Source organism: Clostridium sp. NkU-1 (assembly GCA_001312405.1).
Window position 1 is genome coordinate 128,182 of sequence record BBDR01000006.1, and the last position, 20,777, is coordinate 148,958.

Annotated in this window: 19 protein-coding genes and 7 pseudogenes; 22 read left to right on the forward strand and 4 right to left on the reverse strand. The window is 45.5% G+C overall.

Annotated features, from left to right (window positions below):
• Positions 1-67: 67 nt before the first annotated feature.
• Entirely contained in the window at positions 68-1,042 is a 975-nt protein-coding gene (locus JCM10519_RS11555) for a substrate-binding domain-containing protein (RefSeq protein WP_054739305.1), read from the reverse strand.
• A 241-nt stretch (positions 1,043-1,283) separates the two neighbouring features.
• On the opposite strand from JCM10519_RS11555, the gene JCM10519_RS29135 reads away from it, so the two are divergent.
• From JCM10519_RS29135 to JCM10519_RS11575, 5 genes and pseudogenes are all read left to right on the forward strand, one after another.
• The gene (locus JCM10519_RS29135; RefSeq protein ID WP_347843922.1) at positions 1,284-1,544 is read left to right on the forward strand and encodes a hypothetical protein; all 261 of its coding nucleotides are present in this window, start codon (positions 1,284-1,286) and stop codon (positions 1,542-1,544) included.
• On the forward strand, positions 1,519-2,184 hold the full coding sequence (modA, locus tag JCM10519_RS11560; protein ID WP_347843923.1) for a molybdate ABC transporter substrate-binding protein: 666 nt from the start codon (positions 1,519-1,521) through the stop codon (positions 2,182-2,184). The genes JCM10519_RS29135 and modA overlap by 26 nt, the downstream gene beginning before the upstream one ends.
• A gap of 144 nt (positions 2,185-2,328) precedes the next feature.
• Positions 2,329-2,931, forward strand: coding sequence for a molybdate ABC transporter permease subunit (gene modB, locus JCM10519_RS11565; protein ID WP_347843924.1), 603 nt, complete (start codon positions 2,329-2,331; stop codon positions 2,929-2,931).
• Positions 2,932-2,968: 37 nt separating this feature from the next.
• Positions 2,969-3,970 (forward strand): ATP-binding cassette domain-containing protein, encoded by a 1,002-nt coding sequence (locus tag JCM10519_RS11570; RefSeq protein ID WP_347843925.1) that lies wholly within the window; start codon positions 2,969-2,971, stop codon positions 3,968-3,970.
• 260 nt (positions 3,971-4,230) lie between these two features.
• Positions 4,231-4,439, forward strand: a pseudogene (locus JCM10519_RS11575) (TOBE domain-containing protein).
• A gap of 84 nt (positions 4,440-4,523) precedes the next feature.
• On the opposite strand, the gene JCM10519_RS29140 reads toward JCM10519_RS11575, so the two are convergent.
• Positions 4,524-5,339, reverse strand: a complete 816-nt coding sequence (locus tag JCM10519_RS29140; RefSeq protein ID WP_347843926.1) for a polysaccharide biosynthesis C-terminal domain-containing protein — start codon at positions 5,337-5,339, stop codon at positions 4,524-4,526.
• Positions 5,318-6,073 carry an oligosaccharide flippase family protein gene (locus JCM10519_RS29145; RefSeq protein WP_347843927.1) on the reverse strand — a complete coding sequence of 252 codons (756 nt, stop codon included), beginning with the start codon at positions 6,071-6,073 and terminating at the stop codon, positions 5,318-5,320. The genes JCM10519_RS29140 and JCM10519_RS29145 overlap by 22 nt, the downstream gene beginning before the upstream one ends.
• A gap of 233 nt (positions 6,074-6,306) precedes the next feature.
• Between JCM10519_RS29145 and nifS the strand changes: the two are divergent.
• The 7 genes and pseudogenes from nifS (at position 6,307) to JCM10519_RS29155 (ending at position 11,476) form a co-directional block, all read left to right on the forward strand.
• A pseudogene (gene nifS, locus JCM10519_RS11585) lies at positions 6,307-7,492 on the forward strand (cysteine desulfurase NifS).
• A gap of 69 nt (positions 7,493-7,561) precedes the next feature.
• Positions 7,562-7,999, forward strand: a complete 438-nt coding sequence (gene nifU / locus JCM10519_RS11590; protein ID WP_054739307.1) for a Fe-S cluster assembly scaffold protein NifU — start codon at positions 7,562-7,564, stop codon at positions 7,997-7,999.
• A 45-nt stretch (positions 8,000-8,044) separates the two neighbouring features.
• A pseudogene (mnmA, locus tag JCM10519_RS11595) lies at positions 8,045-9,123 on the forward strand (tRNA 2-thiouridine(34) synthase MnmA).
• Positions 9,083-9,253: a hypothetical protein gene (locus JCM10519_RS29150; protein WP_347843928.1), complete on the forward strand. Its 171-nt coding sequence runs from the start codon at positions 9,083-9,085 to the stop codon at positions 9,251-9,253. Before mnmA ends, JCM10519_RS29150 begins: the two are co-directional and overlap by 41 nt.
• 77 nt (positions 9,254-9,330) lie before the next feature.
• On the forward strand, positions 9,331-10,254 hold the full coding sequence (locus tag JCM10519_RS11600) for an N-acetylmuramoyl-L-alanine amidase (protein ID WP_347843929.1): 924 nt from the start codon (positions 9,331-9,333) through the stop codon (positions 10,252-10,254).
• Positions 10,255-10,387: 133 nt separating this feature from the next.
• Positions 10,388-11,275 (forward strand): patatin-like phospholipase family protein, encoded by an 888-nt coding sequence (locus tag JCM10519_RS11605; protein WP_054739309.1) that lies wholly within the window; start codon positions 10,388-10,390, stop codon positions 11,273-11,275.
• A 48-nt stretch (positions 11,276-11,323) separates the two neighbouring features.
• Positions 11,324-11,476 (forward strand): hypothetical protein, encoded by a 153-nt coding sequence (locus JCM10519_RS29155; protein ID WP_347843930.1) that lies wholly within the window; start codon positions 11,324-11,326, stop codon positions 11,474-11,476.
• 43 nt (positions 11,477-11,519) lie between these two features.
• On the opposite strand, the pseudogene JCM10519_RS11610 reads toward JCM10519_RS29155, so the two are convergent.
• Positions 11,520-12,744 (reverse strand): annotated as a pseudogene (locus tag JCM10519_RS11610) (argininosuccinate synthase).
• Between the two features lie 274 nt (positions 12,745-13,018).
• On the opposite strand from JCM10519_RS11610, the gene argC reads away from it, so the two are divergent.
• From argC to JCM10519_RS11655, 10 genes and pseudogenes are all read left to right on the forward strand, one after another.
• Positions 13,019-14,059 (forward strand): N-acetyl-gamma-glutamyl-phosphate reductase, encoded by a 1,041-nt coding sequence (gene argC, locus JCM10519_RS11615; RefSeq protein ID WP_054739311.1) that lies wholly within the window; start codon positions 13,019-13,021, stop codon positions 14,057-14,059.
• Positions 14,060-14,094: 35 nt separating this feature from the next.
• A complete protein-coding gene (locus JCM10519_RS11620) occupies positions 14,095-14,541 on the forward strand; it encodes a GNAT family N-acetyltransferase (protein ID WP_054739313.1) in 447 nt (148 codons plus the stop codon).
• Positions 14,542-14,557: 16 nt separating this feature from the next.
• A complete protein-coding gene (locus JCM10519_RS11625) occupies positions 14,558-14,956 on the forward strand; it encodes an ACT domain-containing protein (RefSeq protein ID WP_347843931.1) in 399 nt (132 codons plus the stop codon).
• Positions 14,953-16,173, forward strand: a pseudogene (argJ, locus tag JCM10519_RS11630) (bifunctional glutamate N-acetyltransferase/amino-acid acetyltransferase ArgJ). The gene JCM10519_RS11625 and the pseudogene argJ overlap by 4 nt, the downstream one beginning before the upstream one ends.
• Before the next feature lie 65 nt (positions 16,174-16,238).
• Positions 16,239-17,129 (forward strand): annotated as a pseudogene (gene argB, locus JCM10519_RS11635) (acetylglutamate kinase).
• Positions 17,119-18,319, forward strand: a pseudogene (locus JCM10519_RS11640) (aspartate aminotransferase family protein). Before argB ends, JCM10519_RS11640 begins: the two co-directional pseudogenes overlap by 11 nt.
• A 190-nt stretch (positions 18,320-18,509) precedes the next feature.
• Entirely contained in the window at positions 18,510-19,094 is a 585-nt protein-coding gene (locus JCM10519_RS11645) for a hypothetical protein (RefSeq protein ID WP_054739315.1), read from the forward strand.
• On the forward strand, positions 18,986-19,393 hold the full coding sequence (locus JCM10519_RS29160) for a cache domain-containing protein (protein WP_347844005.1): 408 nt from the start codon (positions 18,986-18,988) through the stop codon (positions 19,391-19,393). The genes JCM10519_RS11645 and JCM10519_RS29160 overlap by 109 nt, the downstream gene beginning before the upstream one ends.
• Positions 19,394-19,436: 43 nt before the next feature.
• On the forward strand, positions 19,437-20,354 hold the full coding sequence (locus JCM10519_RS11650; RefSeq protein WP_347843932.1) for a methyl-accepting chemotaxis protein: 918 nt from the start codon (positions 19,437-19,439) through the stop codon (positions 20,352-20,354).
• Positions 20,320-20,658, forward strand: a complete 339-nt coding sequence (locus JCM10519_RS11655; protein WP_054739324.1) for a methyl-accepting chemotaxis protein — start codon at positions 20,320-20,322, stop codon at positions 20,656-20,658. The genes JCM10519_RS11650 and JCM10519_RS11655 overlap by 35 nt, the downstream gene beginning before the upstream one ends.
• Positions 20,659-20,777 lie beyond the last annotated feature (119 nt).

The following is a 20,777-nucleotide window of genomic DNA, read 5'->3' on the forward strand; positions in this document are numbered from 1 at the left end:
CATAAATAGTTGCGAGTGCAACTAAAATTTTTATGAATAATTATCATTTCTGGAAAAAAACGCCTCTTCAGCCATTCACAAACGTACAATTACCTGTCTTATCAATTTCATATCCTTTAAAAGGAAGAAGGCTGTTTTTGAATTCCCGGGAGTTTACCGTGTCCACAATCCTTTGAAAAGCCCGGTGGTTCATGGCTTCCTTAGAAAAGACCAGATCCATGGACAGGCTGGACAGAGGGATAAAATCCAGTTGGGGATATGCTGTCAGTTGGGAGATATCGCCGATCCCTGCATCAGCAGCTCCCGATGCGACCGCATTTGCAGCGGACATATGGGAGAGGCATTCTGTCTGGCAGCCGGGAATGGCGGCTTTCTCAATGTTATGGGCTGTAAGGAGGGAGTCCAGATAAATCCGGTACCCGTTTCCCTTCTCCCTGTTTATGAACCGGATATCCGGGCGGCATAAGTCCTTTACGGTGTGGAAACCCTTGGGGTTTCCTTTTCTGATGTAAAAGCCTGCTAAAAGATTGCAGATATGGAGGACTGCTGCTTCCTTTCCAGGCAGCAGACACTGAATCTGCCGGATCTCCTGTCCTTCCTGGCTGGTGCTAAAGGAGGTAAGGGCCATATGGGTCTTTTCATAATATAGGGAATACAGGCTGTTATAATCATTCATATAGGAATGCAGGATGGGAAGGCTGTCTGGGCACAGGCTCAGCTGGCTGCGAAGCAGCTCCACAACCCTGGATTCCTGGCTGCTTATGATCAGACCGCTGGCGTTTAAAAGATAATCCATCTGCCGGATTGCGAAATCAGCGGTAAACAGTGGGATGTCCATGATCCCGGGAAGAGGCTCCTCTGCCTGGGAAGCGGCGGCGGTGTTTGGGGTCTTTAAATATTCATCCAGCTGTTCCTGACTTACCCGTATCTGCTTGCCGACCTTGGCTGCGTTTAATTCACCCCGTTTTATCAGTTCATATACAGTGGATTTTTTGATTTTAAGCTGGTCAGCCACCTCCTGGGTGGTATATATTTTTTCCATACGTTTTCCTCTTTGCTTCCTGTGATTTCCATCATTTATAAATAGTTATAGCATATATCATTTCATTGTCAATCAAAGGGGCGAAAGATGTGGCAAATCCCGATGTAATTATAAAAATAGATTGGCATTGACATTCCTTAAGTTATCATCTAAAATAAATTGGTAATTACCAAACGGGGAAAAACCCAACAAAACACAATCAAAATGAACAATATTGTTCAAAAAACCAGGAGGAAGTATTATGAAACAGGGAAAAAAATTATTAGCAGTTATGTTGGCGGCTATGTTTGCTGCCGGTACTGTAGCGGGGTGCGGTTCAACCGGTACAAAGGCTACTCAGGCGGATCAGACAACTGCAAACGAGGAAACCAGTAAGGCTGAGGAAGCTGCAAAGGCAGAAGAAACAACAGCGGCAGAGGCAAAGGCAGAGAAGGAAGACCTTTATGTTTTTATTGCAGCCAGCTTAAAAAAACACAATGGAAAAGATCAAAGAAAACTATGAAAAAGATCATCCCAATGTAAATATCATTTATAATGCGGACAGCTCAGGAACTCTTCAGACCCAGATCGAGGAAGGCGCCCAGTGTGACATCTTCTTTTCAGCTGCAACCAAGCAGATGGATGCGTTACAGGAAGGCGGATTCGTAGTAGACGGCTCCATTACCAACCTGCTTGAGAATAAGATTGTCTTAATAAAGCCCACAGGTGGAAAAACTGAGGTAACCGGTTTTGATAATATCACAAAGGCATCAAGCCTTGCTCTTGCCGGAGAGGATGTACCTGTAGGCCAGTATGCAAGAAAGCTGTTCACCAACTTAGGAAACCTGGATCAGGTAATGAAAATGGAAATTAACGAAGGCGCCAATGTAACCGCTGTTTTAACCGCTGTTGCAGAGGGAAGCAATGAAGTGGGCGTTGTTTATGCAACCGATGCTGCTTCCATGGCGGACAAGGTTGAAATCATTGCAGAAGCAGATAAGAGTATGATCGATCCTGCTGTTTATCCGGTAGGCCTGATTATCGACAAGGAGGCATCAGAGGGGCAGGCAAAGGCAGCTGCTGAATTTAAAGAGTATCTTGTCAGCGATGAGGGCGTTATGAAGCTATTTACGGATGCCGGATTTGCTATTTCTTCAAAATAAATAGTACATAAAAAAGGGGGTGAAAATCTATGCTTGATCTGATGAAAACAATAGATTGGAGTCCCCTTTTTATTTCTCTTAAAACGGGGATTCTGGCAACGGTACTGACCTTTTTTTCTTGGAATAGGCGCCGCAAGGCTGATCATGAAGCTTGATAATACGGCAAAATCCATCGTAGATGGAATCCTGACCTTGCCGCTGGTGCTTCCGCCAACTGTGGCAGGGTTCTTTCTTCTTTTGATCTTCAGCCTTCGCAGGCCCTTCGGTAAATTTCTTTTTGAGGAATTTAATATAAAAATGGTACAGACATGGCCTGGCTGTGTCATAGCAGCTTTTGTCATCGCATTTCCTTTGATGTACCGGAATGCAAGAGCAGCCTTTGAGCAGGTGGATGTTGACATGATCCATGCGGGAAGGACTCTGGGGCTGTCGGAAAGGAAGATCTTCTGGAAGATCATCGTTCCCATTGCTGCGCCTGGACTGGCTTCCGGGACCGTACTCGCCTTTGCAAGAGCCATCGGGGAATACGGGGCAACTGCCATGCTGGCAGGAAACATCCTTGGAAAGACCAGAACGGTTTCCGTTGCAATTGCCTCCGAGGTGGCGGCAGGAAACTGGGATACGGCTGCATTCTGGGTATGCGTGATTGTTATCTTGTCTTTTTTTATTGTTGCTGTTATAAATTATATATCCGGAAAAAAATATGAAGCATGTGAACAGGTGGATTTGATATGGCATTGCAGGTAAACATCCGAAAAAAAAGTTTTCAGGATTTGAATTGAATGTGGAATTTGAGGCTGATGGCGGCTGCATGGGGATCCTGGGAGCCTCAGGCTGCGGGAAAAGCATGACATTAAAATGCGTGGCAGGAATTGAAAAGCCGGATCATGGCCGGATCGTTTTAAATGGGAAGGTGCTGTTTGATTCGGAAAAGGGAATCAATATGCCTGCCAGAGAACGCCGTGTGGGCTACCTGTTTCAGAATTATGCCCTGTTTCCTACCATGACCGTAGAGGAGAATCTGGCAATCGTGCTTCCGGGAAAGAAGAAGGATAAGCTTCCCCTTGTTGCAGAACAGTTAAGGCGCTTTCAGCTGGAAGGCCTGGAAAAGAGGTATCCCTCCCAGCTTTCAGGAGGGCAGCAGCAAAGAGTGGCCCTTGCCCGTATGCTTTTATACAGTCCGGATATCATTATGCTGGATGAGCCGTTTTCCGCATTGGATGGGTTTTTAAAGGATACCCTTCAGATGGAAATGCTGGAGCTGATTAAGGACTATAGCGGCGATGTGCTCATGGTATCCCATTCCAGAGATGAAATCTACAAATTCTGTGACCACATGATGCTCCTTTCAGATGGAAAGACAATATTAAAAGGCAGCACAAAAGATATTTTCCGAAGGCCGGAAAGAATGGAAGCAGCAAAGCTGACCGGCTGCAAGAATATTTCATCCATAGAGAAAATAAGCGATTATGAGCTTTATGCCTGCGACTGGAAGATAAAGCTTAAGACAGAGGAGAAAATCGAAGATTCCATCCGGTACGTAGGAATCCGGGGTCATAACCTGATTCCGGCCCAGGGAAGGTCGGAGGAAAATGTCATGGAAATTCAACTGGCCGGGTTCGCGGATACGCCTTTCCAAAGACAGTACTTATTCCAGAACGCAGACGATAAGACCTCCTCTAAGATCTGGTGGCTCCAGGATAAAATGGACTTTGAAGAAGGAATTCATCAGAACATTCCGTCATTTATCAGGTTTCCCAAGGAAGATCTTTTGCTTTTGCTTTAGTATTTCTGATAACGGTTGACAATAAATACAGAAATGCTTACAATGACTTTATGAAAAAGCAGTATAATCTTCTGGTTTACAATCCATAATTACTGCTATGTATTTCCTTCCCTCTGCTTGTTTTTGGCAGAGCAACCCCGTTTTAGAACCTGTCCCGTTTTATGCCCGATAGGGCGGGGCACACTGGCGGGCATGGGGTGTAAGGGTATAACCGGAGGGAGCTTTCATGGATCAGAATTGGATGAGAGGAGGCATTTGAGATGAAACTCAGTGCAAGAAATCAGTTTAAGGGAAAAGTTGTAGGGATTGAAACAGGTGCGGTAAACGCCATTGTAACCATTGATATCGGCGGCGGCAATATCGTTTCTGCACAGTTTCCATGGCAGCGGTAAAGGACTTAGGACTGGAAGTCGGAAAAGATGCATATGCCATCATTAAAGCGACTTCTGTAATGGTTGGAATTGATTAAAAACGGAATCTCCAAAAACGGACTTATGACAGTCCGTTTTTGCTTTTTGATTATGTAAACTATGGCTGCTGAACTATGAAAAACTTAAAGCTCCCTGGGGTTCTCCACTTTCATGATATGGGAAACAAGGAGGAGAACCAGATAGAATATGCTTAGAATTGCAATATGGAATGCAGTCTTAATAAATAAAGACATCCCCTGAAACGGATCTGCCACAGAAAACAACGCAAAGTAGATTCCAATGGCGAGTATCATCAGTGCTGCCGGCTTTGCGATCATATCCCAGGCGTTCCATATGAAATCAACCTTTTTCCGCAGGGTCAGCACATGCATCATGGCCAGAAGCAGTTCGCTTGCCAGCATTCCCACCAGGTAGGCTAAAATCCCATACCTGGGAATCCCAAAGAGAACAAATCCCAAACGGATTACCAGGGCAATGGCGTTTTGGACAAAGGTGACAGAGGTTTTCCCCAGGCCGTTTAAAATGCTTCCCATGGTTGTCACCAGATAGAGGAAGGGACAAAGCCAGGCTAAAACGGTCATATAGGTTCCGGCTGTATTGTCCTTAAATACGCTGACGCCTAAGTCGTCTCCGAACAAGGTGAATATGCCGATGCACAGGATTCCCACGTACAGGCAGTAGCGCAGTGACATGGAAATGGCATCACCGATTCTCCGGTCATTTCCTTCTGACTGGGCTTCGGCTACTGTTGGAAGCAAAAGGACAGCCAGGGAATTAAATACGGTAGAAGGGAACAAAATAAAGGGTAAAGCCATTCCGGTCAAAACACCGTATACGGAAAATGCCGCCGAATCGGAAAGTCCTGACATTTGCAGTCTGCTGGGAATTAAAATGGCCTCTGCGCTTGCAAGGATATTTAATACCAGGCGGTTTCCCATAAGAGGCAGCGCCAGGTGCATGAGCCGGGCGCGGTTTCATGAAAGGAGGAGGAGACTGCCGTAACGCCTGCAGGCATCTTGGGTGAAAAAAAACGGTAGGCCACAACCGTATAAAGAGAAGAAACAATTTCCCCGATCAGATGGCCCATGACTGCCAGCTGGACCGTGATTTTGATCCCGGATTGCACCATGATATCAGCAATAAGGAACACTGCCCCAATTCTTACGGTTTGTTCGATCACCTGGGCAAATGCCGGGACATGGGGGCGCTGCATACCATAATAATAGCCATTGATGCAGGCGTGAATGGCCGAACAGGGGACGGATACCGCAATAAAGAGCAGAAGAGGGGCACAGCGGGGCTCCATCAGGATATTGACGGCCAGGAAGTCCTTAAACCGGATGATTAAGTATGCCAGGGCTATGGAAATGGCCACTGAAATAACGAGGCCGGTTCGGAAAATGGAGCGGCCTTTCCTCACATTAGCGGCTACGGACTGGGATATGGCAGTCTGGATGGAGCCGGCGCATAAGGCAAAGCAGACGCCAAACACCGGATGGACCAGGCTGAAGATTCCGAGTCCCTCTGCGCCAATGGTCCGTGAGAGAAAAATCCGGTAAAAAAAGCCTAACAACCGGGTGATCAGCCCGGCAGAAGTCAAAAGAAGGGTGCCGGTGAGAAGCGCATATTTTCTTGGCGTAAGCTTCCCGGGAAATTTCAGAGAATCATTCATGCAATCTCCTGAAAAAGTGAATTATTATTAATATATGGAATGGGCTTCTTCTTCATGACATTTGTTACAGCTCAGACATGCCATTCATAACGGACGGACAGAATAACTTCTGCATAGCAGAACTATAGTTATAATGAGAATCATTCCTATTGAAATTCTAGGAAATGTGTGTATAATAGAAAATGTAGATGAAGCTTTTAACTTTAGGACTACAGAAAGGCGGAACTAACAATATGAAGCAACTGATTTATCTTGACAACGCAGCGACTACCCAAACGAGGCCTGAGGTCGTGGAAGCCATGCTGCCTTATTTTACGGAGTATTATGGAAATCCATCATCCGTATACGAGTTTTCCGGCATCTCAAAAAAAGGCCGTGGCAGGAGCCAGAGAAACCATTGCAAACGCTCTGGGTGCCAAGTCCAACGAGATCTATTTTACGGCAGGCGGTTCAGAGTCTGACAACTGGGCGCTGATTGCAACTGCAGAAGCTTATGCTTCAAAAGGAAAACACATTATCACCAGTAAAATCGAACACCACGCCGTGCTTCATACCTGTGAATATCTGGAGAAGCAGGGTTTTGAGGTGACCTATTTAAATGTAGATGAAAATGGGTTCATAAAGCTGGAGGAGCTGAAAAAAAGCGATCCGCCCAGATACCATCCTCATTTCCATCATGTTTGCCAATAACGAGATAGGAACCATAGAACCGGTCAGGGAAATCGGAGAGATTGCAAAAGAGCGGGGAATATTATTCCACACAGATGCGTCCAGGCATTTGGCCATGTGCCCATCAATGTGGATGATTACCATATCGATATGCTCAGTGCCAGCGGCCATAAGATCAACGGCCCCAAGGGCATTGGCTTCCTATATATCAGAAGCGGCATCAAATCCCGTTCCTTCATTCATGGAGGCGCACAGGAAAGGAAACGCCGTGCCGGTACGGAGAATGTACCTGGAATCGTAGGCTTTGGCAAGGCTGTGGAGCTTGCGGTGGAAGGCATGGAAGAGAGAGCAAATACGGAACGCCAGCTTTGCAATTATCTCATGGACCGTGTTATGGCAGAGGTTCCTTATACAAGAATCAACGGACACAGGAAAAACAGGCTGTCCAACAACGTAAATTTTGCGTTCCAGTTTATTGAAGGAGAGTCCTTGCTCATCATGCTGGATATGAAAGGCATATGCGGTTCCAGCGGTTCTGCCTGTACTTCAGGCTCTTTAGACCCATCCCATGTGCTGCTTGCCATTGGACTGCCTCACGAGATCGCCCATGGCTCCCTTCGTCTGACCTTAGATGAACGCAACACAATGGAAGAGATGGACTATGTTGTGGAATCCATTAAGGAGATCGTGGAAAAACTGCGCAGTATGTCCCCGCTTTATGAAGATTATATTAAACATCAGGCGAAATGATTCAAGGAACCGCCTTTTGGCGGCTGGAAACAAAGCAGACAGATTACCTGGAAATGGAGAAAATAGATTATGTATACAGAAAAAGTAATGGATCATTTTGAGCATCCAAGAAATGTAGGGGAAATTGATAACCCCAGCGGTATGGGTACCGTAGGAAATGCCAAGTGCGGCGATATTATGAGAATTTATCTGGATATTGATGAAGATCAGATTATCCGTGATGTAAAATTTAAAACCTTTGGCTGCGGAGCTGCGGTTGCTACAAGCAGCATGGCTACGGAGATGGTAAAGGGAAAATCCGTTCAGGAGGCCATGGCCGTGACGAATCAGGCGGTGTGCGAAGCTCTTGATGGATTACCACCTGTAAAGGTACACTGTTCCCTGCTGGCAGAGGAAGCGATCCACGCTGCCTTATGGGATTATGCAAAGAAAAACGGGCTTGAGATTGATGGATTAAAGAAACCCAAGTCTGATATCGGTGAGGAAGAAGTGGAAGAAGAATATTAAGATGCCGCTTTTGCTTATCCGGCCAGAAAGTGGAAACATAAAGCTATGAGCAAAGGGAAAGTAGTAGTAGGAATGTCGGGAGGCGTAGATTCTTCTGTAGCAGCGTGGCTCCTTAAGGAACAGGGATATGAAGTCATAGGCGTCACCATGCAGATATGGCAGGATGAGGATACCGGGACCCAGGAAGAAAACGGAGGCTGCTGCGGCTTAAGCGCCGTGGATGATGCCAGACGGGTTGCCTGGGACCTGGGGATTCCTTATTATGTCATGAATTTTAAAGAAGAATTCAAATCCCAGGTCATTGATTATTTTGTAGGAGAATATCAGAAAGGGCGTACGCCCAATCCGTGCATTGCCTGCAACCGTTATGTCAAGTGGGAGTCTCTTTTAAAGCGCAGCTTGGGATTAGGGGCGGATTATATTGCCACAGGCCATTATGCCCAGATTGATAAGCTCCCTAACGGAAGATATGCATTAAAAAAAGTCCGTGACAGCGGCAAAGGACCAGACGTATGCCCTTTACAATCTGACACAGCACCAGCTAGCCCATACCCTGATGCCGGTGGGGGCCTATTCAAAGGACCAGATCCGCGAGATCGCGGACAGGATCAACTTAATGGTTGCCCATAAGCCGGACAGTCAGGAAATCTGCTTTATTCCGGATAATGATTATGCAGGATTCATTGAAGAAAGTGCAGGGGAAAAAGCGCCGGAGGGTAATTTTGTTGATCTTTCCGGTCAGGTGATCGGCCGGCACAAGGGAATTACCCATTACACGGTAGGCCAGAGAAAGGGACTCAATCTATCCATGGGCCACCCGGTTTTTGTGGTGGAGATACGGCCTGAGACCAATGAAGTGGTGATCGGAACTGGGGATGACGTATATGACTATACTGCGGGCCAACCACATTAACTGGATGGCAGTTCCCGGGCTTCAGGGAGAAAGCATGCGGGTATCGGCAAAGATCCGCTACAGCCATAAGGGTGCCATGTGTACCATAGAGGAAGTGGAGGATGGTGTGATAGAATGCAGGTTTGACGAACCTCAGCGTGCTATCACTCCGGGACAGGCGGTGGTATTTTATGATGGAGACTATGTTGTCGGAGGAGGAACCATACTTTGAGAAATTTAAGAAAAGGCCGCGGGTGGCTGTTATTGGCCTCGATCCTTCTTTGCGCATTTATGCTTGCAGCTGTGCCAGGAAATATGAAGCCGTAAAAGCACCGGCCCTGGAAGAAGCCCAGGGCGCTTAGGCCAGGAGGAGGGAGAGGAGACAGCTCCCGTATCCATTGCAGAGGATAAAACAGGGGAAACTGAGAGCGGAAAATCAGTGGAGACAAGCTCCCATGAAGCCGCTGTGACAATGGAGACCGCTCCTGTCTTTGAGGCAGCCGATGAGACCGTTTATGTTACCGGCTCCCAGGTGAATGTAAGAAAATCCCCTTCTGCCAGCGGAGAAGTCATGGACAAGCTTGATAAGGGTGCCGCCCTTAAACGGACCGGGTACAGCGAGAGCTGGAGCCGGGTTATATACAAAGACAAGGAAGGCTATATTTCCTCCCGGTACGTATCAAAAGATAAGCCAGTGCAGGAGACGGCGGGCACTGCTCCATCTGTTTCCGGAAACGGAGCAGGCAAGCTTATTGCCATCGACAGCCATCAGGCAAAGGGGAATTCCGAAAAGGAGCCCATTGGGCCAGGTGCTTCTGAGATGAAAGCAAAGGTGGCTTCCGGAACTCAGGGAACAGCAACCGGTATCCCGGAATACCAGCTCACTCTTGCGGTTTCTTTAAAATTAAAGCAGGAGCTTATAAACAGGGGCTATAAAGTCTACATGATCCGGGAAACCAATGATGTGAACATCAGCAATGCAGAACGCGCCCAGATGGCGGATAAAAGCGGAGCGGATATCTTTGTCCGTGTCCATGCCAATTCCTTAAATGACAGCAGCGTTCATGGTGCCCTTACCATGTGCCAGACGGCTAAGAATCCATACAATGGGACCCTGTACAGCAAAAGTAAATCTCTTTCCAAGGCCGTTGTGGATGGAATCTGCAATCAGACCGGATTTAAGAACCGGGGAGTGCAGGAGACAGATTCCATGAGCGGCATCAACTGGTGCAATATACCGGTGACCATTGTGGAGATGGGATTCATGAGCAATGCGGATGAGGATAAGAAGATGGCTGCCGAGGAATACCGGGATAAGATCGTAAAAGGGATTGCCGACGGAATTGATGCGTATTATAAATGACAGGAAAGAAGAACAGTGTTTTGAGCCTGACTCAAAACCTGTTCTTCTTTGCATTTGCCGGGCCAGGCATAAATGAAACAGAAATGGCATACATTTTCCTGAAATGCGGCTGAAACGCAAGGAGAATGGAATCATGGCAGATTATGGACTGGCGATGGCAGGCGGCGGAACCAGGGGGGCGGCCCATGTGGGAGTATTATCTGCGCTGGAAGAAGCAGGACTTCTTCCAGACAAGGTAGCAGGGGCCAGTGCCGGAAGCATTGCAGCAGGACTTTATGCAGCAGGCATGACAACAGGGGATATGCGGGAAACAGTACGATGGCTGGCAAAACATGGAAGAAGCCTGATTGATCCGGATATTTTGGGGATTGCCTTATTTCTGCCCCAGTTCCTGCTGGGCAGGGAGACAACGCTTCAAGGGCTTATAAAGGGAAACCGGCTTCAGCGTTTTCTCTGCGATTTAACAGATGGGATGGAGATACAGGGAAACTGCAAGAGCCTGCTGGTTCCGGCTGTAGATATTAACAGCGGGGATACAGTTGCATTTACCAACCTGTTTCAGGCTGAAATTCCCCGTTCTGCATTAAGGCAGGAGCATGTGAAATGGGAGCGGAGCGGATATCTTTGTGATATCATGATGGCAAGCTCCTCCGTTCCCGCCGTATTCCGGCCAAGACAGATAAACGGCTTTCTGCTGGTGGATGGGGGAGTGACCAACAACCTTCCTGTGGACCTTTTGATCGCGGCAGGAGAAGCAAAAGTGATTGCGGTGGACATTGGGGAGGAATATGAAATGCCTCATGATCATTCCATCATTGAGACTGCGTTCCATTCCTTTTCTATCATGAGCAGGGAGCTTAAGGAATGCCGTTCCAGCGGTGAGATCCTTTTGCTAAAGCCGCCCATGCCCAGAGGGGCAGGCCTTTTGACCTTTGAATGTATGGAAAAGTGTATGGAAAACGGTTACGTTTATACAAAAAAAATGATGCCAAGGATCAGGCGGGCATTGGAAAAAAAGTAGAATTCATAGGATGCTTTACTTAACAGATTAGATTTGGAAGGAAGAGAAATGGAATTGACATTCAGATATGCCGAAAGAAAAGATACGGCTCTTATATTAAAGTTCATAAAGAAACTGGTAGAATACGAAAAGATGCTTCCTGAGGTGGTGGCTACGGAGGAACTGCTGGAAGAATGGATCATTGCCCATGGACAGAAATAAAGGACGCACATGGAAAATATATCTGTGTACGTCCTTTTTTTACTTATTTATTTGCTTTTTCAATTTCCTGCATCTTCATAGCACGCACCTTTAACGGAAGTCCGAACAGAGTGATAAAGCCATCTGCATCATGGTGGTCATATAAATCGCCTGTTGTAAAGGAAGCCAGGGACTCGCTGTACAAGGAGTAAGGGGAGATTGTTCCTGCCTTAATGATATTTCCCTTATAAAGCTTTAACTTCACTTCTCCGGTCACATACTTCTGTGTGGATTCCACAAATGCCTGAACTGCTTCGCGCAGGGGAGTAAACCATTTTCCCTCATAAACGATCTGTGCAAACTTATTGCCCATATCCTTCTTCACTTCCATGGTAGCACGGTCTAATACCAGTTCCTCTAACTGCTGATGAGCCTCAAGAAGGATGGTTCCGCCGGGAGTTTCATAAACGCCGCGGGATTTCATTCCCACAACCCTGTTTTCCACGATATCCACGATGCCGATGCCGTGCTTGCCGCCCAGCTCATTTAACCTGGTAATGATATCAGAAACCTTCATCTTTTCCCCATTTACGCTGACAGGAATGCCCTTTTCAAAGGTCATGGTCACATATTCCCCTTCATCCGGAGCCTTTTCCGGGGATACGCCCAATACTAATAAATGGTCATAATTTGGCTCGTTTGCCGGGTCTTCCAGCTCCAGGCCTTCATGCTGATATGCCATAAGTTACGGTCACGGCTGTAGCTGTTGTCAGCGGAGAAGGGAAGGTCGATACCGTGCTGTTTACAGTATTCGATTTCATCTTCCCGGGATTGCATGGTCCATACATCGGTCATACGCCATGGGGCAATGATCTTTAAATCAGGGGCCAGAGCTTGATTCCCAGCTCAAAACGGATCTGGTCGTTTCCTTTGCCTGTAGCGCCGTGGCAGATGGCAGTAGCGCCTTCTTTCCTTGCAATCTCCACCAGTCTTTTTGCAATGGCAGGACGGGCCATGGAGGTTCCTAATAAGTACTTGTTTTCATAAACTGCATTAGCCAGCACACATGGAATGATGTAATTGTCGCAGAAGTCATCGACCAGATTTTCAATATATAATTTGGAAGCGCCGGATAATTTGGCTCTTTCCTCCAAACCGTCTAATTCATTGCCCTGGCCGCAGTCAATACAGCAGCAGATTACTTCATAATCAAAATTCTCCTTTAACCACGGGATAATTGCAGTGGTATCAAGACCGCCGGAATAAGCTAAAATAACTTTCTCTTTCATTTATAGTTCCTCCTGGATTTTTATTGGATTTTTTTTATTGAACTTTCATAAATATACAATAAAACTATAAAAAATGCAAGAGTAAAATAAAAAAATATAAAAAAACTTGCATAATATACGTTATCAATGTATAATTATGAATCATCAATAATTGAAAAACCTGAAAAAGCCTTTTTTTCGGCAGAAGAGCTTGTATAAATAAGGTATAAAAATGCTTGAAACCATTAGAAATGAAAAACAGACTACCTATGAAAAAATATAAGGAGAGATGATTATGATTAGGGCAGGAATAATAGGGTCTACCGGATATGCAGGCGGCGAGCTTGCAAGACTTTTGCTTCAGAGAGATGATGTAGAGATCATATGGTACGGATCCAAAAGTTATGTGGATCAGAAATACGCTTCTATTTATCAAAACATGTTTCGGATTGTGGACGATTCCTGCCTGGATGACAATGTGGAGGCCTTGGCAGAAATCGCAGATGTGATTTTTACGGCAACTCCCCAGGGCTTTTGCGCTTCTCACATGAATGACAATATATTAACGAAAACAAAAGTCATTGATTTAAGCGCTGATTACAGGATCAAGGATGTGGCTGTCTATGAAGAATGGTATAAGATGGAGCACAAGACACCCCAGTTTATAAAGGAAGCGGTCTACGGGCTTCCGGAAATCAACCGGGAGAAAATGAAACATGCCAGGCTCATCGCCAACCCGGGGTGTTATCCTACCTGCTCTACCTTATGCATATATCCTCTGGTAAAGGAAGGGCTCATTGATCCCGGCACCATTATCATTGACGCCAAGTCCGGCACTTCCGGCGCCGGAAGAGGTGCCAAATTAGATAACTTATATTGTGAGGTCAATGAAAATATCAAGGCTTACGGCGTATGCGTTCACAGGCACACGCCGGAAATCGAGGAACAGCTGTCTTACGGGGCAGGCCATCCGGTCACCATAAGCTTTACGCCCCATCTGGTACCCATGAACCGGGGCATTCTCATAACTGCTTATGCAGCTCTTGCAAAGCCTGTCTCTTATGAGGAAGTAAAGGCAGCCTATGATAAATATTATGCGGACGAATATTTCGTCAGGGTACTTAATAAGGATGTGGTTCCTCAGACAAAATGGGTGGAAGGAAGCAATTTTGTGGATGTGAATTTCAAAATTGATCCAAGGACCAACCGGATAGTCATGATGGGGGCCGTGGATAATCTGGTAAAAGGAGCCGCGGGGCAGGCGGTGCAGAATATGAATATCCTGTTTGGAATGCCGGAGAACAAAGGACTAAAGCTTATTCCCATGTTCCCGTAAGGCTGCAAAGGAATGCTTAAATAGAGGAAAATAATATGATGATTCGTGGGATGACATTAGAGGATTATGACCAGGTCTATGAACTGTGGTCAGGCATTAGAGGCTTTGGAATCCGCGCCGAGGACGATTCCAGGGAAGGTGTGGAACGGTTTATCAGGAGAAATCCCGGAACCTGTGTGGTGGCAGAAGAGGATGGAAGGATCATTGGATCCGTTCTCTGCGGCCATGACGGGCGGCGGGGCTGCATGTACCACGTGTGTGTTGCAGAAGGATACCGGCAGCAGGGAGTCGGACATAAGCTGGTTCTGGAAGCTTTAGAAAGGCTGCGGAAAGAAGGAATCAATCAGGTGAACCTGGTTGCTTTCCGGTCCAATGCAATAGGCAATGAGTTCTGGAAAAAGAGCGGCTGGGTATTCCGGAAAGACATTCATTACTACGAATTCAGCTTAAATGAAAATAATATCGTAAGGTTTGTTAAATGACCAGGAGGAAATGAGAATGAATTTAAAAAGAATATCTGCAGAATTTTCCGTATGCAAGCTGTACGGACCGGCGGATCCGGGAACGCTTGATATGACCGGCGGGTTCTGGTTTCTTGGAAAGACGGACCAGGAGGTGTCGCTGGTATGCGAGACTTCCTCAGTACCCCAAAATACCATGGAACGGGAGGACGGTTTTTTATCATTCCGCATAGAAGGAATCCTGGATTTTTCCCTCATTGGAATTTTATCAAAAATATCAACGGTACTGGCAGATCATGGAATCGGAATATTTGCAGTATCCACATTTAATACGGACTACATTCTTGTAAAAAAAGGAAAATTACGAAAAGGCTTTGAAGCATCTGGAGGATGCAGGGTATACGGTCACAGGAACAAAGGAGGAAGATTGATATGAAGTATATAGACGGCGGAGTAACGGCGGCAAAAGGATTTAGGGCGGCAGCCACGGCGGCGGGAATTAAATATAAAGACAGAAAAGACATGGCAATGATTTACAGTGAAGTGCCTTGTAAGGCAGCGGCAGCCTTTACCACTAATATAGTGAAAGCAGCTCCTGTAAAATGGGATAAGGTGATTGTGGATAATTCTCCTTATGCCCAGGCAGTGGTTATCAATGCGGGAATTGCCAATGCCTGCACCGGAGAGGAAGGGCTCCGTTACTGTATGGAAACGGCAGAAGCAGCGGCGGAGAGCCTTTCCGTTTCTGTTAGTTCCGTGCTGGTGGCGTCTACCGGAGTGATCGGCAAACAGCTTCCCATGGACGCATTGTGGCCGGCGTAAAAGCATGGCACCGGCCCTTGACGGCAGCCAGGAAAGCGGGACGGCCGCAGCCATGGCCATTATGACCACGGATACCGTAAAAAAGGAAGCTGCGGTTCAATTTGAAGCAGGAGGAAAGACCATCACCATAGGCGGCATGTGTAAGGCTCCGGCATGATCCATCCCGACATGTGCACCATGTTAAGCTTTGTTACCACAGATGCGGCTATTTCCAAAGAGCTTTTGCAGGAAGCCTTAAGAGCGGATATCAAAGACACCTATAACATGATTTCCGTGGATGGGGACACCTCCACCAATGACACGGTACTCCTTCTGGCAAACGGTATGGCAGGAAATGAAGAGATCCAGACGAAAAATGAGGATTATGAGGCATTTTGCAAGGCGCTTAATTTCATTAATGAAACCCTGGCGAAGAAGATGGCAGGTGACGGAGAAGGCTGTACCGCATTGTTTGAGGTGAAGATCGTCGGGGCAGAAACAAAGGAACAGGCTGTGACTCTTTCAAAATCTGTCATTACCTCAAGCCTGACCAAGGCCGCCATTTTCGGCCATGACGCCAACTGGGGCAGGATCCTTTGCGCCATGGGCTATTCCGGAGCCATGTTTGACCCTGAAAAGGTGGATCTGTATTTTGAAAGCGTAGCAGGGAAGTTAAAAATCATTGAAAACGGTGTTGCCCTTCCCTACAGCGAAGAGGAAGCCACAAAGATTTTATCAGAACCGGAAGTGACTGCAACAGCGGATATTAAAATGGGAGAGGCGGCTGCAACGGCCTGGGGCTGCGACCTGACCTTTGATTATGTGAAGATCAATGCGGATTACCGATCATAAGACGAATGGGTATCCCTTTATTCCATAAAACAGGCAGGAAAGAGGAAAGGAGAAATCATATGGAACTGGATCACAGCATTATGGAAAAAGCGGAGGTGCTGATTGAGGCCCTTCCTTACATACAGCGTTTCAACCGCAAAACCATTGTGGTAAAATACGGCGGAAGCGCATGGTGGATGAGGATCTGAAAAAGCAGGTCATTCAGGATGTGGTGCTTTTAAAGCTGGTGGGCTTTAAGCCGATCATCGTCCATGGCGGAGGAAAGGAAATCAGCAAGTGGGTGGAAAAGTCGGGTATGGAGCCGCATTTTGTCAATGGCCTGCGGGTAACCGATGAACCGACCATGGAGATCGCAGAGATGGTGCTTAACAGGGTCAACAAAAGCCTGGTGCAGATGGTCAATGAGCTGGGGGTAAAAGCCGTGGGAATCAGCGGAAAGGATGGCATGATGCTAAAATGCCGGAAGCGCTATTCAAACGGAGAAGACATTGGGTTCGTGGGAGATATTACAGAGGTGGATCCTCAAATCATATATGATTTATTGGAAAAAGATTTTCTTCCCATTATCTGCCCTGTGGGTTTTGACGGGAATTATGAGACCTACAATATCAACGCCGATGACGCGGCCTGCGCCATTGCCACGGCCATGGAGGCAGAGAAGCTGGCTTTTTTTGACGGATGTTGAGGGCGTTTATAAGGATTTTAAGGATAAAGAATCCCTTATTTCGGAAATGTCCATGGATGAAGCCCAGGAATTTGTGGAAAGCGGGATGCTGGGAGGAGGAATGCTCCCCAAGCTTCAGAACTGCATTGATGCCATGAAGCAGGGAGTATCCAGGATACATATCATGGATGGACGGATTCCTCATTGCCTGCTTTTGGAAATATTTACGAACAGGGGAATCGGTACAGCTATTATAAGTGCGGGAGAGGAGCGGTTTTATCATGCTAAGTAAGCAGGAATACATTGAGAAAGCGGAGTCAGAGCTTTATAAGACCTATAACCGTTTTCCTGTTGTTTTTGACCATGGGGACGGTGTCCGCCTTTATGACACGGATGGAGCGGAGTATCTGGATTTTGGAGCCGGGATCGCCGTAATGGGCCTGGGTTATAATGACCCGGAATTTAATGAAGCCTTAAAGGCACAGGTGGATAAGCTTCTTCATACCTCCAATTTATTTTATAATGTCCCGGCTGTGGAGGCGGGAGAGCTGATATTAAAGGTATCCGGCATGGATAAGGTGTTTTTTTACCAACAGCGGGACCGAAGCGGTGGAAGGCGCTTTAAAGATAGCAAGAAGATACGCTTACAATAAGGATGGCAGCCATGACCACGAAATAATCGCCATGAAACACTCATTCCACGGCAGAAGCTTTGGCGCTCTTTCCGTAACAGGTAATGACCATTACCAGGAACCGTTTAAGCCTTTGCTTCCGGGAATTAAATTTGCTGATTTCAATGATCTGGACAGTGTGAAAGAGCTGGTGAATCATAAGACCTGCGCCATAATCATGGAAACGGTCCAGGGAGAAGGGGGCATCTACCCTGCCAATGAGGGATTTTTAAGGGGCGTAAGAGCGCTTTGTGATGACCATGACATGCTGCTGATCCTGGATGAGATCCAGTGCGGTATGGGACGGACCGGTGAGATGTTCGCCTGGCAGAAATACGGAGTAAAGCCGGATGTAATGACCGTGGCAAAGGCTTTGGGAAACGGCGTTCCTGTGGGAGCGTTCCTGGCAGCAGGAAAGGCAGCAGCAGCCATGTCTCCAGGTGATCATGGGACCACCTACGGCGGAAATCCCTTTGTAACGGCTGCAGCATTTAAGGTGTTGGAGCTGTTTGAAAAACGGAAGATCGTAGACCATGTAAAAGAGATGGGAGAGTATCTTGCAAAAAAACCTTAATTTCCTGGCGGACCGGTATCATATCATAACCGGCCGGAGAGGCACAGGCTGATCCAGGGCCTGGAATTTTCGGTGCCGGTGGCTTCCATTGTGAGCCAGGCTCTGATAGAGCAAAAGCTGGTGCTCATCAGTGCCGGGGCCAATGTTATCCGATTTGTTCCTCCGTTAGTCATTGAAAAAGAGCATGTGGATGAGATGGTAAAGAAGCTGGAAGAAATATTGAAGCAACATTCTTAACATTTTTGCCATATTTGTCGAAATATATATAAATAGCACGAAAGGTGTTATGAATAAAAAAAGTAAAGTGATATATTTTCACTAAGAGAGTTTGCTTTTTTTATCATAATCCTTATTCTTACCAGCAGAATTGCTATATTGGTCCTGATATTCGTTATCGAAAGAAAAGATAACCAAAGGAAGAAACATAATGTGGCTTTCAAAGAAGAGAAATAAGGACGCAGATTTAAAAGGGAAATTACTTTTAAATAATGGAGGGACAAATATGGCAAAAGAAAAACAAAAGTCAATGAAGAACAAGATACCTTTTATAAACAGTATACAGTTTAAACTCATTTTGAGATCGGATGGTTTAGTTTGCATTGGTCTGGCGATTATCCTGGTGATGCTGGCGGTAAAAATCAGCGATAAAGCATTTGCAGACTTTAAAGAAAATGCAAATAATCAGTTAAGCATTGTTGAAAACTATATTAATGATTTTTATAATAAGCTGGATGAGAATATTAATATGATTGCAACAGATCCGGCAATTATTAAAGCAGATGATACGATTACTAGTTATAAGAATTCCAAAACAAAAACTGATATGACACCTTCTAAGAATGGAGCATTGAACAGGAGATTTTTGAAGTATTTGATCATTATGCTAAAAATCATCCGGAAACAATCTATGTTTATGCCGCAACGGAAAGTGGAGGATATGTTGTATGGCCGGAAAGCAGTATTAATAAAGAATATGATCCTACCACAAGAGAATGGTATCAGGATGCAATAAAAGCAGATGGCAAAATAATAAGAACTTCTCCATATATTGATACTGCAACTAATTCTTTAATTACCAGTAATGCGAAAACATTAACCAATAGTCAGGGAAAAGTGATTGGTACAATTGGAATAGACGTTTCACAATCCGTTATTAGTGAAATGTTAAGTAAAATGAAAATGGGTAAAACGGGATTTTCCATGATTGTACATAATTCCGGAATTATCATGGCAGATGGTAATAATGCAAATAATAACTTTAAAAAGCTTGATGAAACAGGTATTAATGGAATAGAAAAAAATCCTTACTGATAAAGATTTGAAAATAAACATTGATAATCAGGAATATGTAGGCTTGACAAGAAAAGTGGAAGGCACAGATTGGATATTGGCATCTTTTATGTCAGGAAAGGAATTAAAGGAAAGCTCTAAAAATGTTATGACATCAGTAGTTTTGATTGGAATTTGTATACTCATAGCAGTAGTTTTACTTATGAGCTTAAGTATAAGAGACATTATTGTTCCATTAAAGAAGCTTACAGTTATTGTTGATGATCTCTCACAAGGAAACCTTGATGCTGAAATCAGCATTAAATCAAAGAACGAAATAGGTAGTTTAGCGCGGTCAATGGAAGTTTTGACTACAAGGCTAAAGACCTATATCGCATATATAAATGAAATCTCCAAATTGCTAGCTCAGATCGGCGACGGAAACCTGAATTTAAGTTTCACCCAGGCATATGATGGAGACTTCGCCAAAATTAAGGAGGCACTGCTGCAGGCAACAGATAAGCTGAATAATACACTATTAGAGTGTAACTCCGCAGCAGACCAGGTTTCTAGCGGTTCGAATCAGGTATCCTTAGGAGCACAACTGCTCGCAGAAGGAACAACGGAACAAGCAAGCAGCACGGAAGAGCTTTCTGCAACGATTGCTGAAATTTCACAGCAAATCAAGCGTAATGCAGGGAATGCACAGCTTGCAAACACCGAAGCCATATCTGCAGGTGAGGAAGTTAAAAATGGTAATGGCCAAATGCAGGAAATGATTGCTGCAATGAATGACATTAATACGAAATCTGCTGAAATCAGTAAAATTATCAAGACAATTGAAGAGATTGCATTCCAAACAAATATCCTGGCACTTAATGCCGCTGTTGAAGCTGCACGTGCTGGTGAAGCTGGAAAGGGATTTGCTGTTGTTGCCAATGAAGTTAGAAACCTGGCACAAAAATCAGATGAAGCAGCAAAAAAATACTACAATCCTTATTGAAGAAACAATACACGCCGTGGAAAACGGTGCCAATATAGCTGACAGCACTGCACAATCAATGGGAAATGTTGTTGAAAGTTTCGATAAGATGATTGGTCTTATCAATGAAATCGCACAAGCTTCCAATGAGCAGGCATTTGCTGTTTCACAAGTGACTGCAGGTATTGATGAAATCGCAACTGTTGTTCAAACAAACAGTGCAAGTGCCGAAGAAAGTGCTGCAGCCAGCGAAGAACTTAATGGTCAGGCCCAATTATTGAAAGATTATATTGGTCAATTTAAGTTAAAAGGGCTTAAATTCTAGCATCGGCTTTCATGTATATGCCGGAGCTTTCAGAAGAATTTCTGAAGGCTCCGGCTTTTTGTGTGAGGTATGAAACAGAGATTGATCATGCACTGGATCATAGAAGGAGTAATAAAAAC